The organism is Kitasatospora sp. NPDC002543 (genome assembly GCF_053594915.1).
Genome location: NZ_JBSFWR010000037.1, coordinates 16228 through 29954, shown reverse-complemented (window position 1 = coordinate 29954; position 13727 = coordinate 16228). Strand labels below are relative to the sequence as shown.

16 protein-coding genes are annotated in these 13727 nt (G+C 73.5%); 12 read left to right on the top strand and 4 right to left on the bottom strand.

The genetic code is table 11. The features are described 5' to 3' along the window. The first annotated feature begins 16 nt into the window (after positions 1 to 16). The 4 genes from alr to ACWD4P_RS17750 all read left to right on the top strand — a co-directional run bounded on the left by alr (position 17) and on the right by ACWD4P_RS17750 (position 3495). On the top strand, positions 17 to 1216 hold the full coding sequence (gene alr / locus ACWD4P_RS17765; protein ID WP_449780196.1) for an alanine racemase: 1200 nt from the start codon (positions 17 to 19) through the stop codon (positions 1214 to 1216). Continuing rightward, positions 1213 to 2454, top strand: a complete 1242-nt coding sequence (locus tag ACWD4P_RS17760; protein WP_359831040.1) for an alpha/beta fold hydrolase — start codon at positions 1213 to 1215, stop codon at positions 2452 to 2454. The genes alr and ACWD4P_RS17760 overlap by 4 nt, the downstream gene beginning before the upstream one ends. A gap of 128 nt (positions 2455 to 2582) precedes the next feature. Further along, entirely contained in the window at positions 2583 to 3080 is a 498-nt protein-coding gene (gene tsaE / locus ACWD4P_RS17755) for a tRNA (adenosine(37)-N6)-threonylcarbamoyltransferase complex ATPase subunit type 1 TsaE (protein WP_359831042.1), read from the top strand. Between the two features lie 220 nt (positions 3081 to 3300). After that, the gene (locus ACWD4P_RS17750) at positions 3301 to 3495 is read left to right on the top strand and encodes a hypothetical protein (protein ID WP_359831319.1); all 195 of its coding nucleotides are present in this window, start codon (positions 3301 to 3303) and stop codon (positions 3493 to 3495) included. 84 nt (positions 3496 to 3579) lie between these two features. Here the strand turns inward: ACWD4P_RS17750 and ACWD4P_RS17745 are convergent, their stop codons facing one another. After that, positions 3580 to 4146, bottom strand: coding sequence for a hypothetical protein (locus ACWD4P_RS17745; protein WP_449780203.1), 567 nt, complete (start codon positions 4144 to 4146; stop codon positions 3580 to 3582). 154 nt (positions 4147 to 4300) lie between these two features. Between ACWD4P_RS17745 and tsaB the strand changes: the two genes are divergently transcribed. The 5 genes from tsaB to ACWD4P_RS17720 are packed head-to-tail and all read left to right on the top strand — an operon-like array spanning position 4301 to position 7796. Then, positions 4301 to 4957, top strand: coding sequence for a tRNA (adenosine(37)-N6)-threonylcarbamoyltransferase complex dimerization subunit type 1 TsaB (gene tsaB, locus ACWD4P_RS17740; protein WP_359831317.1), 657 nt, complete (start codon positions 4301 to 4303; stop codon positions 4955 to 4957). Positions 4958 to 4980: 23 nt separating this feature from the next. Then, positions 4981 to 5469: a ribosomal protein S18-alanine N-acetyltransferase gene (gene rimI, locus ACWD4P_RS17735; RefSeq protein ID WP_359831321.1), complete on the top strand. Its 489-nt coding sequence runs from the start codon at positions 4981 to 4983 to the stop codon at positions 5467 to 5469. Continuing rightward, positions 5462 to 6553, top strand: a complete 1092-nt coding sequence (gene tsaD / locus ACWD4P_RS17730; protein ID WP_449780195.1) for a tRNA (adenosine(37)-N6)-threonylcarbamoyltransferase complex transferase subunit TsaD — start codon at positions 5462 to 5464, stop codon at positions 6551 to 6553. The genes rimI and tsaD overlap by 8 nt, the downstream gene beginning before the upstream one ends. Continuing rightward, positions 6550 to 6852: a hypothetical protein gene (locus ACWD4P_RS17725; protein WP_359831314.1), complete on the top strand. Its 303-nt coding sequence runs from the start codon at positions 6550 to 6552 to the stop codon at positions 6850 to 6852. The genes tsaD and ACWD4P_RS17725 overlap by 4 nt, the downstream gene beginning before the upstream one ends. A gap of 38 nt (positions 6853 to 6890) precedes the next feature. Next, on the top strand, positions 6891 to 7796 hold the full coding sequence (locus ACWD4P_RS17720; protein ID WP_449780194.1) for a polysaccharide deacetylase family protein: 906 nt from the start codon (positions 6891 to 6893) through the stop codon (positions 7794 to 7796). Positions 7797 to 7802: 6 nt separating this feature from the next. Here the strand turns inward: ACWD4P_RS17720 and ACWD4P_RS17715 are convergent, their stop codons facing one another. Next, positions 7803 to 8969 carry a THUMP-like domain-containing protein gene (locus ACWD4P_RS17715; protein WP_449780193.1) on the bottom strand — a complete coding sequence of 389 codons (1167 nt, stop codon included), beginning with the start codon at positions 8967 to 8969 and terminating at the stop codon, positions 7803 to 7805. Positions 8970 to 9051: 82 nt separating this feature from the next. After that, entirely contained in the window at positions 9052 to 9405 is a 354-nt protein-coding gene (locus tag ACWD4P_RS17710; protein ID WP_449780192.1) for a hypothetical protein, read from the bottom strand. 259 nt (positions 9406 to 9664) lie between these two features. Between ACWD4P_RS17710 and groES the strand changes: the two genes are divergently transcribed. The 3 genes from groES to ACWD4P_RS17695 all read left to right on the top strand — a co-directional run bounded on the left by groES (position 9665) and on the right by ACWD4P_RS17695 (position 12841). Then, positions 9665 to 9970 carry a co-chaperone GroES gene (gene groES / locus ACWD4P_RS17705; RefSeq protein ID WP_014136232.1) on the top strand — a complete coding sequence of 102 codons (306 nt, stop codon included), beginning with the start codon at positions 9665 to 9667 and terminating at the stop codon, positions 9968 to 9970. A gap of 117 nt (positions 9971 to 10087) precedes the next feature. Next, the gene (gene groL, locus ACWD4P_RS17700; protein ID WP_359828563.1) at positions 10088 to 11716 is read left to right on the top strand and encodes a chaperonin GroEL; all 1629 of its coding nucleotides are present in this window, start codon (positions 10088 to 10090) and stop codon (positions 11714 to 11716) included. A 132-nt stretch (positions 11717 to 11848) separates the two neighbouring features. Further along, complete coding sequence (locus tag ACWD4P_RS17695; RefSeq protein WP_359828565.1) at positions 11849 to 12841, top strand: LysR family transcriptional regulator; 993 nt, start codon at positions 11849 to 11851, stop codon at positions 12839 to 12841. A 97-nt stretch (positions 12842 to 12938) separates the two neighbouring features. On the opposite strand, the gene ACWD4P_RS17690 is transcribed toward ACWD4P_RS17695, so the two are convergent. Next, the gene (locus tag ACWD4P_RS17690; protein WP_049654358.1) at positions 12939 to 13265 is read right to left on the bottom strand and encodes a WhiB family transcriptional regulator; all 327 of its coding nucleotides are present in this window, start codon (positions 13263 to 13265) and stop codon (positions 12939 to 12941) included. Positions 13266 to 13727: the final 462 nt, after the last annotated feature.

Genomic DNA, 13727 nt, shown 5'->3' with positions numbered 1-13727 from the left:
TGGGAGACTGACCCTGATGACAACTGCGAACACGACCGGCCCAGCCACCCGCACCGACGGCCTGCGGGCCGAGGCCACGATCGATCTCGCCGCCCTGCGCGGCAACCTCGTCACGCTGCGCGAGCGCGTCGGCAGCGCGTCGGTGATGCTCGCGGTCAAGGCGAACGCCTACGGCCACGGCGCGGTCGAGTGCGCCCGCGAGGCGGTCGCGAACGGGGTCGGCTGGCTCGGCTGCGCGACGCCGGACGAGGCACTGGCGCTGCGGGCCGCGGGCATCCGCCCGGAGCAGGCCCGCATCCTGTGCTGGCTGTGGACGCCGGGCGGCCCGTGGCGCGAGGCGCTGCGCGCGGACCTGGACATCTCGGTCAGCGGCCAGTGGGCGCTGGACGAGCTGCTGCCCGCCGTGCGCGAGACCGGCATCCCGGCCCGGGTGCACCTGAAGGCCGACACCGGCCTCGGCCGCAACGGCTGCCAGCCGCACGACTGGCCGCGGCTGGTGGCCGCCGCCCGCCGGGCCGAGGCGGAGGGGCTGCTGACGGTCGTCGGCGTCTGGTCGCACTTCGCCGCGGCGGACGAGCCCGGTCACCCGTCGATCCAGGCCCAGCTGGACTCCTACCGCGCCGCGCTGGCCGCGGCCGAGGCCGCCGGGCTGCGCCCCGAGGTCCGGCACCTGGCGAACTCCCCGGCCACCCTGCTGCTGCCCGAGTCGCACTTCGACCTGGTCCGCTCCGGCCTGGCCGCGTACGGGCTGTCGCCGGTGCCCGAGGTGGGCTCGCCGGCCGACTTCGGGCTGCGCCCGGTGATGGCGCTGACCGCGCGGCTGGCACTGGTCAAGCACGTCCCCGGCGGGCACGGGGTCAGCTACGGCCACCACTACACGACGCCCGGCGAGACGACCCTGGGCCTGGTCCCGCTCGGCTACGGCGACGGCATCCCCCGGCACGCCAGCGGTACCGGCCCGGTGCAGATCGACGGCAAGTGGCGCACGGTGGCCGGCCGGGTCGCGATGGACCAGTTCGTGGTGGACCTCGGCGGCGACACCCCGGCGATCGGCGACGAGGTGCTGCTGTTCGGCAACGGCGACCGCGGCGAGCCCACCGCCGAGGACTGGGCCCGCGCCTGCGGCACCATCTCCTACGAGATCATCACCCGGATCGGCGCCCGGGTGCCCCGCCGCTACCTGGGCGGCAGCCACGCCGGGGGCCCGTCGGCATGACCGACGCACCCGCCGAGGGCAGTCCGGTCGCGGCGGTCGCCAAGGCGGCCGGCGTCGCCTCCGGGGTGAGCCGGGCGGGTCTGATCGGCATCTCGGTCGGCGTCCTGGCGGCCGGGGCGGCCGCGGGCGTCGCGGTGGAGCGGCTGACCGTCGGACGGGCGACGCGCCGCCGGGCCCGGGCCGAGCTGGACGCGAACGCGCCGTACGGCTCGCTGCGCGGCCGTCCGCGGACGGTGGCCGCGCCGGACGGCACCGAGCTGTACGTGGAGCTGGACGGCACCGGCTGGGACGAGCCGGACGGGGAGCGGGCGGGCGGCGGCCCCGAACCGCTGACCGTGGTGTTCTGCCACGGCTACTGCCTCAACCAGGACAGCTGGCACTTCCAGCGGGCCGCGCTGCGCGAGGGCATGCGACTGGTCTTCTGGGACCAGCGCAGCCACGGCCGCTCCGAGCGTTCCCGCTCGTACCTGGCGGGCGAGCCGGCTGGCATCGACCAGTTGGGCGGCGACCTCAAGGCGGTGATCGACGCCGTCGCCCCGACCGGGCCGCTGGTGCTGGTGGGCCACTCGATGGGCGGCATGACGGTGATGGCGCTGGCCGACCAGCACCCGGAGCTGTTCCGCGAGCGCGTGGCCGGGGTGGCGCTGATCGGCACCCTCGCCGGGGACTGGAACGAGGTCAGCCTCGGCCTGCCGAGGGCCGGCGCGAAGCTGTTCAAGAAGGTCGCGCCCGGGGTGGTGAAGCTGCTGGGCCGCCAGGTCGACCTGGTCGAGGCGACCAGGCGGCTGGGTTCGGACGTGGCCGCCGTGTTCTACCGGAGGTTCTCCTTCGGCGGCCGGGACGTCGACCCCGGTGTGGTGCGCTTCGCCGAGCAACTGCTGGACGCCACCCCGATCGACGTGGTCGCCGAGTTCTACCCGGTGTTCGGCGCGCACGAGAAGTACGAGGCGCTGGCCGCCCTGCGCGGCCTGCCGGCGCTGGTGATGGCCGGGACGAAGGACCTGCTGACGCCCTCGACGCACAGCGAGGCGATGGCCGAGCGGCTGCCCGGGGCCGAGCTGGTGCTGGCCGAGGGCGCCGGGCACCTGGTGATGCTGGAGCGCCCGGAATCGGTCGACCACGAGCTGGCCCGGCTGCTGCGCCGGGCCGCCGCCTTCGCCGGGGCCGCGCCGCTGCCCGCGGGCGTCCTCGACCTGGCCGGGGCGCGGGCCGCGGAGGCCGTCGTCGACCCGGCGTGATCCCGGGGAGCGCCCCGCCGGTCCGTCGGCGGGCCCGCTCGCGGCACCGGGGCGCGGTCATGTGGCACGGTAAGCGGTGGCGGCCGGTGGTCGGTGCGCCGGTACGGACCGAAGGGCAAGACACGCGCATGGGCTCGCACGCCACTCTCACCGTCCCCACGCCGGAGCGGATGGGCCGGCTCGGCCGGGAGCTGGCCGCGCTGCTGCGGCCGGGCGACCTGGTGCTGCTCTCCGGCGAACTGGGGGCGGGGAAGACCACGCTGACCCGGGGGCTGGGGGAGGGGCTGCAGGTCCGCGGCGCGGTGACCTCGCCGACCTTCGTGATCGCCCGGGTGCACCCGTCGCTGGTCGGGGGCCCGGCGCTGGTGCACGTGGACGCGTACCGGCTGGGCGGGGACCTGGACGAGATGGAGGACCTCGACCTGGACGTCTCGCTGCCCGAGTCGGTGGTCGTGGTCGAGTGGGGCGAGGGCAAGGTCGAGCGGCTGTCCGAGGACCGCCTGGAGGTCCGGATCGAGCGCGCCATCGGCGGCACCGCGGCCGAGGACGACCAGGACCCGCGCCGGGTGGTGCTGACCGGCATCGGCCCGCGCTGGGCGGACGCGGCACTGGCGGACCTGGGCTAGGGCGTGTCTGGCAATTCCCGCCGGGCGTGCGACGCCAATTGTCAGACACGCCCTAGGAGCCCCAGACGGCGGATCCGGGCCGGCAGAACCCGGACGGCCGACGGCGCGCCGAAATCTTCCCGACATCTTGCCGACAAGCTGTCGGGAAGATGTTGCGGGCGGGGTGCCGGGCGTGGTGGGATGGGTGCTGCGGTTAGGTCTGCCTAACTAGGGAGGCGCCATGTCGAGCACCACCCCCGCCCCGCAGCGCGCGGTTCCCGCGGCCGGGGCCGGAGAGTCCGCCCGTCGCGCTCCGGGAGAGCCGATGCGGGCGCTGCTGGCCGCCTGTGCGGCCGCCGAGGCGGTGTCCACGCCGCCCGAACCGCGGTCCGAGCACGACGAACGGCCCGAGGCGCGGACGCCCCGGGCCGCCTGAGTCCGGTTTCCCCGGTCCGGTCTTCCCCGGCCGGGTCTTCGTCGGTCCGGTTCGCCCGGGTCGCTCGCCCCGGGCCGTCCGGGATCAGGGGACCACGACCACCTTGGTGTCCTTCGGTGCGAAGTCCCAGAGCAGCTGGCCCTCGGGGCGGCCGCTGCGGATGCCGCCGGTCTTGGCGCTCGGGTCGGTGGTCGGCGTCGAGCCGTCCACCGCCGCGCTGAAGCCGAACACCACGCCGTTCTGCTGGGCGAAGCGCACCACGTGCTCGATCTGCCTGCCGTCTGTCCCGGTGGTGGTCTGGGTGCGGCTGTACACCGCGTAGCTGCCCGCGGCCGGCTCGACCGAGCCCGGGGTGACCGGGAAGGCGGCCGCGACCTGCGGGCTCTTCTTCGGGTCGACCAGCCAGACGTAGTGGCTGCCGACCGAGTAGACGACCCGGGTGCCGGTGCCCGAGGTGGCCGGCAGCGCGGGGACGGTCGGGGTGGCCGAGGGGGCGGGTGCCGCGGTGGTGGCCGTGCCGGTCGCCGTGGTGGTGGCGGTGGGCTTGGCGCCGCCGGCCCGGTCCTGGGCGCCGCTCGCCTGGAAGGCCAGCAGGCTCACCACCGCCAGGGCCCCCAGGGTCAACCCCGTGACCACCACTCCAGGACCCATCTTCGCCACGTCGCCGCTCCCGCCACTGTCCCTTTACGTACGGCCCCATCGTGCCAGGTTCATCCGCGCGGGTCGCAGCGCCTCGGACCTGTGTTCCCGAGTGGTACACCTTGCCGATCGGCCGGTCGGCCCAACGTCGGTCTAACCTTGACCCGTGCTGCTGCTCGCGTTCGACACCGCTACCCCCGCCGTCACCGCCGCCGTCCATGACGGCACGGCCGTCCTCGCCGAGACCCACCAGGTCGACGCCAGGCGCCACGGCGAACTGCTGCTGCCCGCGATCGACCAGGTGCTGCGGGCCGCTGGGGTGGACAAGCACCGGCTGACCGGCATCGCGGTCGGCGTCGGCCCCGGCCCGTACACCGGCCTGCGGGTCGGCCTGGTGACCGCCGCCGCGCTCGGCCACGCCCTCGGGCTGCCGGTGCACGGCGTCTGCACCCTGGACGCGATCGCCTTCCAGGCCCGGGCCGAGGGCCTGGCCGGGCAGCCGTTCACGGCCGCCACCGACGCGCGCCGCAAGGAGGTCTACTGGGCCTCGTACGACGCCGAGGGCCGCCGCACCGAGGGCCCAGGCGTGGACCGCCCGGCCGAGCTGACCCCGCCGGAGCGCTCCGTGGGCGCCGGCGCGCTGCTCTACCCCGACACCTTCCCGGGCGCGCACGGCCCCGCGCACGTCTCGGCCGGCGCCCTGGCCGCCTTCGCCGCCGCCGAGCTGGCCGCCGGGCGCGAACTGCTGCCGAACCACCCGCTGTACCTGCGCCGCCCGGACGCCCAGGTCCCGGCCGGCTACAAGGCGGTGCTCCCGGCGTGAACCACGGCACCACCCTGCGCCCGATGCGCTGGTGGGACATCGCGCCGGTGCTGGAGCTGGAGCTGCGGCTCTTCCCGGAGGACGCCTGGTCCGCCGGGATGTTCTGGTCCGAGCTCGCCGAGGCCCACCGCGGCGGCACCCGCCACTACACCGTCGCGGCCGCTCCGGACGGCACGGTCGTCGGCTACGCCGGGCTGATGGCGATCGCCGGCGAGGGCGACGTCCAGACCATCGCCGTCGACGACCGCCACCAGGGCGCCGGCCTCGGCACGGCACTGCTCACCGACCTGATCCGGGAGGCCGCCCGGCGCGAGTGCGCCGAGCTGCTGCTGGAGGTGCGGGTGGACAACCTGCGCGCCCAGCGGCTGTACGAGCGGCACGGCTTCCAACCGGTGGGCATCCGGCGCGGCTACTACCAGCCCGCCAACGTCGACGCGCTGGTGATGCGCCTCGACCACCCCAGCACTGACAGCACTGACCCGAAGGACATTGAGGACACCCGCCATGGCTGACGAACCGCTCGTCCTCGGCATCGAGACCTCCTGCGACGAGACCGGCGTCGGCATCGTGCGCGGCACCACGCTGCTGGCCGACGCCGTCGCCTCCAGCGTCAACGACCACGCCCGCTTCGGCGGTGTCGTCCCGGAGATCGCCAGCCGCGCGCACCTGGAGGCGATGGTCCCGACCATCCAGCGCGCCCTGGACACCGCCGGGATCAAGGCGAGCGACCTGGACGGCATCGCCGTCACCGCCGGCCCCGGCCTGGCCGGTGCGCTGCTGGTCGGCGTCAGCGCCGCGAAGGCGTACGCCTGGGCGCTGGACAAGCCGCTGTACGGGGTCAACCACCTCGCCTCGCACATCTGCGTCGACCAGCTGGAACACGGCCGGCTGCCCTCGCCGACGATGGCCCTGCTGGTCTCCGGCGGGCACTCCTCGCTGCTGCTCAGCGAGGACATCACCAGCGACGTCCGCCCGCTCGGCGCGACCATCGACGACGCGGCCGGCGAGGCCTTCGACAAGGTCGCCCGGGTGCTCGGCCTCGGCTTCCCCGGCGGCCCGATCGTCGACCGCACGGCCCGCGAGGGCGACCCGAAGGCGATCGCCTTCCCGCGCGGCCTGACCGGCAAGAACGACCCGGAGTACGACTTCTCCTTCTCCGGCCTGAAGACCGCCGTCGCCCGCTGGGTGGAGGCCAGGCGCCGGGCCGGCGAGGAGGTGCCGATCGCCGACGTGGCGGCGTCCTTCCAGGAGGCGGTCACCGACGTGCTCACCCGCAAGGCCGTCAAGGCGTGCAAGGACAACGGTGTCGACCACCTGATGATCGGCGGCGGCGTGGCGGCCAACTCGCGGCTGCGCGAGATGGCCCAGCAGCGCTGCGACCGGGCCGGCATCCGGCTGCGGGTGCCCCGGCCGGGCCTGTGCACCGACAACGGCGCGATGGTCGCCGCGCTGGGCTCCGAGATGGTGTGGCGCGACCGCACGCCGTCCGCCTTCGACCTGTCGGCGGACTCCTCGCTGCCGGTGACCGAGGTGCACGTCCCCCACACCGATGTCCACGGCCAGGCCTACGACGCCCTCGGCGGCGGCGCGGCATGACCGTCGCCGCGATGTGGGAGGCCCGGGCGGCGACCGGCCGAGGAGTCGAACTCGCCGCCTGGGTGCGGGAGTCGGTGCTGCCGGCCGTCCGCGGCGCGGCCGGTCTGGAACGCCTCGAACTGCTCTCCGCTCCGGGTGAGCGAGTACTGCTGATCACCTGGTGGACCGGCGAGCCGGTGCCCGTCGCCGACCCGCCGGCCGAGCTGCTCGGCCGCCCGGTGCACCGCTGGTCCTTCACCAGCGAGCATGTCGAACAGCCCGCGGTCGGGAACCGGCGGCCCGACGGCTACCGTGCATAGCTGAGAGAAGGCTGGACGGGAACCGGGAGCGGGCAGCGGTGAACAGGGACGGGCGGAGCAGGACCAGGACGTACGCGGTGGGGGCACTGGCCGTGCTGGCCTTCGCCACCGCGTGCGGCGACGGAGGCGGCGGCACCGCAGCCCCGGCCGCCGCGAGCACGCCGGCCGCGCCCCGGCCCACCGGCGCCGCGCCGACCAGCGCGGCCGCGGCCCCCACCACCGGCGCCCCGGCGGGAGCGGGCGCGGCGGCCTGGGCCAAGTGGAACCTCACCCCGCTCGCCCCCGCCCCGGCGCCGCCCGCCGACAAGCCGATCAAGCTCGAACGGACCGGCCCCGTACCGGTGTTCAGCGATGTGAAGACCAGTGACAAGGTCGTCTTCATCACCATCGACGACGGGGCCGAGAAGGACCCGAAGTTCGTCGAGATGCTCACCGACCTCAAGGTGCCGATCTCGATGTTCCTGACCAGGGACATCGTCAAGAACGACTACGCCTACTTCAAGCCGCTCCAGGCGCTGGGCAACCACATCCAGAACCACACCGTGGACCACCCGGTGATGAGCAAGATCCCGCCGGAGAAGCAGAAGGCCGAGATCTGCGACGACCAGTCCGCGCTCACCCAGCAGTACGGCACCGCCCCGCTGCTGTTCCGCCCGCCGTTCGGCGACGGCGCCAACACCCCGACCCTCAACACCTCGGTCCAGCAGTGCGGCCCGCGCGCGATCGTGCTGTGGCGCGAGTCGATGCAGATCCACGACATGCAGTACCAGGCGGCGGACAAGAAGCTGAAGCCCGGCGACATCATCCTGGCGCACTTCCGCGGCCCCAAGGAGCTCAAGGGCGCCACGATGACCCAGATGTTCGGCGACCTGCTGGCCCGGATCCAGGAGCAGGGCTTCTCGGTGGCCCGCCTGGAGGACTACATCCAGGCGCCCGCCTCGTAGCCCGGCTCAGACCGGCTGCCCCAGCATCATCAGCGGCCCGTTGTCGGTGCGGCTGAGGATCACGGTGACGGTGTTCGGCCCGGAGGGCTTGAGCTGACGGCGCAGCTCCTCCGGGGTGATCGCCATCCCGCGCTTCTTGATCACCACCGTGCCGACCGCCCGCTCGCGCAGCAGCGCCTTGAGCTTCTTGATGTTGAACGGCAGTACGTCGGTGAGCTCGAAGGCGTGCGCGTACGGGGTGGCGACCAGCTCGTCCGAGGTCAGGTAGGCGATCTTCGGGTCGATCAGCCGGCCGTTCACCTGCCCGGCGACCTCGGCCACCAGGTGGGCCCGGATCACCGCGCCGTCCGGCTCGTACAGGTAGCGCCCGACCGGGCCGGCCGGCGGGTCGGGCAGGTCGCCGCCGGTCAGAGCGGCGCCCTGCGGCAGCAGGGTGGCCCGGTGCGGGCTCGTGGCCCCGGTGCCGAACCAGAGCACCGCCTCCTTGACGTCGCCGTGGTCGGAGACCCACTCGGCCTCGGCGTCCTCCGGCACGGCCTCGTGCGGGATGCCCGGCGCGACCTTCAGCGCGCCGACCGGGGTCCGCCGGCCGGCCTCGATCGCCCAGGAGAGCGGCGGGGCGTACGCCTCGGGGTCGAACACCCGGCCGCGCGCGGTGCGCCGGGCCGGGTCGGTGAACACCGCGTCGTAGCCGGTGACGTCCACCTCGGCGACGTCCGCGCAGCGCACCTCGACCAGCTCCGCGAGGCCCAGGGCGGCGGCGTTGGCCGCGGTGGCGGCGCAGGCCGCCGGGTCCTTGTCGACGGCCAGCACCTCGATGCCCGCCCGGGCCAGCGCCAGCACGTCCCCGCCGATGCCGCAGCACAGGTCCGCCAGCCGCCGTACGCCCAGGGCCGCGAACCGCCGCGCCCGCCACTCGGCCACGCTGCGCCGGGTGGACTGCTCGACGCCGTTGGGCGTGAAGTACATCAGGTCGGCGTCCGTCCCGAACTTCGCCCGCGCCCGCTGCCGCAGCCGTGCCTGGCCGAACGCGGCCGACACCAGCTCCGCCGGGTGCTCCCGTCGCAGCCGGGTCGCCAGCGCGAGCTCCTCCTCGGGGGTGAACTCGCGCAACTCGGCGAGCAGGGCCTGGCCCTCGGGCGTCAGCAGCGGCTGGAGGTTCTCGGTGTCCACGGGCCCATTCTCGCCGGTCGGCGGGGCGGGCGGAGCGACGGCGTCCGCCGCCCGGTGCGCCCGGGTGTGCCGGGCGGCGGGTTCACCGGAGGAGGCCTGAGGAGAGCAGCGTGGGCAGTGAGAACGGGGCGGCCAGGGCGGTGGTCGCGGCGGCGACCGGGAGGAACCGGTAGCCGGACCGGAGGCTGCGGACGGCCGTCACGACGCTCACCGTGAGGGCGACCACCGGGGTGGCCAGGAAGGCCGCGCCCAGGGTGGCCCAGGCGCTGCCGTCCCCGTCGTCGCCGCCGTCGAAGCCGGCGGCGCTGCCGGCGAGGCAGACGAGGAGGAACACGGCGACCGGGAGCACCGCCCCCAGCAGGAGCAGCGCCAGCAGGGAGAGCGCCGCGTCCTTGGAGCGGGGCGGGTCCACGCGGACCGGGAGGATCGGAGTCATGGCACGAGTCTGGCGAGCCGGGCCGGGCCGCACATGAGTACGGCTACTCACCGGCTACTCACCCTCGAACCGGGGTCCTCAGGGCGCGTCGTTGGCACTCTGGTTGACTGAGTGCTAACACGGCCCTATGGTCGTCCTTGGCACTCACCACCTGGAGAGTGCTAACGCGACGACGCGTGTCTGACCCCCGCGACGGCAGACCCGCAGGATCGCCCCTACCCGTTAGAAAACCCCGTAATCTCCGAAGGGGAGCTCGGACGTGACCACCAGCAGCAAGGTTGCCATCAAGCCGCTCGAGGACCGCATCGTGGTCCAGCCGCTCGACGCCGAGACCACCACGGCCTCCGGCCTGGTTATCCCGGACACCGCCAAGGAGAAGCCCCAGGAGGGCGTCGTCCTGGCCGTCGGCCCGGGCCGCTTCGAGGACGGCCAGCGTCTGCCGCTCGACGTCGCCGTGGGTGACATCGTCCTGTACTCGAAGTACGGCGGCACCGAGGTGAAGTACCAGGGCGAGGAGTACCTGGTGCTCTCCGCCCGCGACGTTCTCGCGATCATCGAGAAGTAAGACGTCCCCGACCCGCCCCGGATCCGTGTCCTCCGTGACAGTGGCCCGGGGCGTGGTTGTTGGTTCACGTAGTTCGGCGGCCGGTGGGCCTGCCGCAGTCCCGAGGGAATAGGGAACATGGCGAAGATCCTGCAGTTCGACGAGGACGCCCGCCGCTCGCTGGAGCGCGGTGTCAACAAGCTGGCCGACACCGTCAAGGTGACCATCGGCCCCAAGGGCCGCAACGTCGTCATCGACAAGAAGTTCGGCGCCCCGACCATCACCAACGACGGTGTCACCATCGCCCGCGAGGTCGAGCTGGACGACCCGTACGAGAACCTTGGCGCGCAGCTCGTCAAGGAGGTCGCCACCAAGACCAACGACGTCGCGGGTGACGGCACCACCACCGCCACCGTGCTGGCCCAGGCCCTGGTCAACGAGGGCCTGCGGAACGTCGCCGCCGGCGCCGGCCCGGCCGCCCTGAAGAAGGGCATCGACAAGGCCGTCGCCGCCGTCTCCGAGCACCTGCTGTCCGTCGCCCGCGAGATCGAGGGCAAGGACGACGTCGCCGCCGTCGCGTCCCTCTCCGCGCAGGACACCCAGGTCGGCGAGCTGATCGCCGAGGCGATCGACAAGGTCGGCAAGGACGGTGTCATCACCGTCGAGGAGTCGAACACCTTCGGCGTGGAGCTGGACTTCACCGAGGGCATGCAGTTCGACAAGGGCTACCTGTCGCCGTACTTCGTCACCGACGCGGAGCGGCAGGAGGCGGTCCTGGAGGACCCGTACATCCTGATCAACCAGGGCAAGATCTCCTCCATCCAGGAGCTGCTGCCGCTGCTGGAGAAGATCCTCCAGGGCGGTGCCTCCAAGCCGCTGCTGATCATCGCCGAGGACGTCGACGGCGAGGCGCTGTCGACCCTGGTCGTCAACAAGATCCGTGGCACCTTCAACGCCGTCGCCGTCAAGGCCCCGGGCTTCGGCGACCGCCGCAAGGCGATCCTCGGCGACCTGGCCGTCCTGACCGGTGGCCAGGTCATCTCCGAGGAGGTCGGCCTCAAGCTCGACCAGGTCGGCCTGGACGTGCTGGGCACCGCCCGCCGCGTGACCATCACCAAGGACGAGACCACGGTCGTCGACGGCGCCGGTGACGCCGAGGCCGTCGCCGGCCGCGTCGCCCAGATCAAGGGCGAGATCGCCGCGACCGACTCCGACTGGGACCGCGAGAAGCTGCAGGAGCGCCTGGCCAAGCTGGCCGGCGGCGTCTGCGTCATCAAGGTCGGCGCCGCCACCGAGGTGGAGCTGAAGGAGCGCAAGCACCGCCTGGAGGACGCCATCTCGGCGACCCGCGCCGCGGTCGAGGAGGGCATCGTCGCCGGTGGTGGCGCCTCCCTGGTCCACGCCGCCAAGGTGCTGGAGGACGGCCTGGGCCTGTCGGGCGACGAGGCCACCGGTGTCGCCGTGGTCCGCAAGGCGCTGCACGAGCCGCTGCGCTGGATCGCCCAGAACGCCGGCCTGGAGGGCTACGTCATCACCTCCAAGGTCTCCGAGCTGGAGGCCGGCCAGGGCTACAACGCCGCCACCGGCGAGTACGGCGACCTGGTGAAGGCCGGCGTCATCGACCCGGTCAAGGTCACCCGCTCCGCCCTGGAGAACGCCGCCTCGATCGCCTCCCTGCTCCTCACCACCGAGACCCTCGTGGTGGAGAAGAAGGAGGAGGAGGCCGACAACGGCGGCCACTCGCACGGCCACGGCCACTCGCACTGAGGCTCCGACGCCTGACCGGAGGCCCGGTCCGCACCCCGCGAGGGGGAGCGGGCCGGGCCTCCGGCGTTGATCTTCATCCTTCAACTATCAGTAGAATTTTGCAGAATGCAAAGATTGCCTTATAACTGAGGCATGATCGAGGCCCGCCACCTGCGCGTCCTGCGTGCCGTCGCCCGCACCGGCTCCTTCTCCGCCGCCGCCCGCGAGCTGGGGTGCACCCAGCCCGCCATCAGTCAGCAGATGAAGGCCCTGGAGAAGTCGGTCGACACCCCGCTGGTGGTCCGCTCGGGCCGCGGGATGCAGCTCAGCGAGGCGGGACGGGTCCTGCTCAAGCATGCCACCGGAATCCTGGCCGGGCTCTCCGCCGCCGAGGAGGAGGTGGCCGCGATCGCCGGCCTGCGGGCCGGGCGGGTCCGGCTGGTGTCCTTCCCGACGGCGAGTTCCACCCTGGTGCCGCCGGCGGTCGCCCGCCTGCGGGACGGCCATCCGGGGGTGCGCGTGTCGCTGGTCGAGGCGGAGCCGCCGGAGTCGCTGGCGATGCTGCGCGGCGGCGAGTGCGAGATCGCGCTGGCCTTCCGCTACCCGCAGTCCGACGGGGCCGTCGCGGCCCCGGCGCCCGCCCACGGCACGCCGCGCGAGGCCCGGGCCGAGGCCAACCTGGAGGCCCAGCAGCTGACCGCCGGGACCGACTGGTCCGATCTGGTGGTCACCCCCCTGCTGGACGACCCGATGCTGGGCCTGCTGCCGGCCGCCCACCCGTTGGCCGGACGGGGCGTGGAGCTGGCCGAGCTGGCGGGGGAGCAGTGGATCGCCGGCTGTCCGCAGTGCCGGGGGCACCTGGTGGAGCTGTGCGCCGGAGCGGGCTTCGAGCCCCGGATCGACTTCGCGACGGACGACTACCCGGCGGTGGTCGGCCTGGTGGCGGCCGGGCTCGGAGTGGCGGTGCTGCCCCGGCTGGCGCTGCAGTCGGTACGCCCTGACGGCGTGTCGACGGTGCCGGTGCGGACGGCCTCCGGGGCGCCCGCGGTGCGCCAGGTGGTCGCGCTGACCCTGCCGGACCTGGCCGAGGTGCCGGCCGTGGCGCTGATGCTGGAGCGGCTGGCGGGGGCGGCCGCCGACCGCTGACGGTGAGTGACGGGGCTGCCGCGTCCCGCACGCACGGTGAGCCGGAAGGCTGAAGCGCCGAGAAGAAACGTTTCTTCACGGCGCTCCTGGAGTCGGGTCAGCGCTGGGCGACCGCCGGCGGGGCCAGCGGCACCTCGACCAGCCGGTGCCGCGAGCGTCCCAGCATCTCCTCGCGTTCGTCCTCGGTCATCCCGCCCCAGACGCCGTACGGCTCGCGGACCGCCAGCGCGTGCGCCGCGCACTCGGCGATCACCGGGCAGCGCATGCAGACCTCCTTGGCGCTGGCCTCGCGCGAACTGCGCGCGGCCCCGCGCTCGCCCTCGGGGTGGAAGAAGAGCGAGCTGTCCACGCCACGGCAGGCTGCGGAGAGCTGCCAGTCCCAGAGGTCCGCGTTGGGACCGGGGAGGCGGGAGAAATCTGCCATGGCTCATTCCCTTCAGAGGCTGTCGGCCGTCGGCCGGGCGTTCGGCGGGGCTGCTGCCGAGCGGTGCGGCGGGGCTTCGATGCACTGGTGTGGACACCTGGAAATATGACTTAAGGCAACTCCATGGACAAGTCACCCACACACTGGCACAACAGTCAATGACCATACGAAAGCTATAAAAACGGGCATAGTGGGCAAGGGCTCCGCCGGGCGCGCGCGTGGCAATCGGGTGGCCGACGGGCGCGCGACGTGCCGAATCGGTGTGCGGGTCGTACGCCGACCGCGCGTGAGCTGCGCAAAAGTGCGGCGTGTGCACCGCGATGCGGCTGATCGGTAATGGATTGGCCACGTACAGTGGTGGAGATGGCCCCGAAGGCCGTAACTCATTCGAGTGACGGTCGTTGGAAGTGCGGAGGCGGTTAGCGGGCGCCGGACGTCGGGAACGATCGCGGGCAGGTTGGG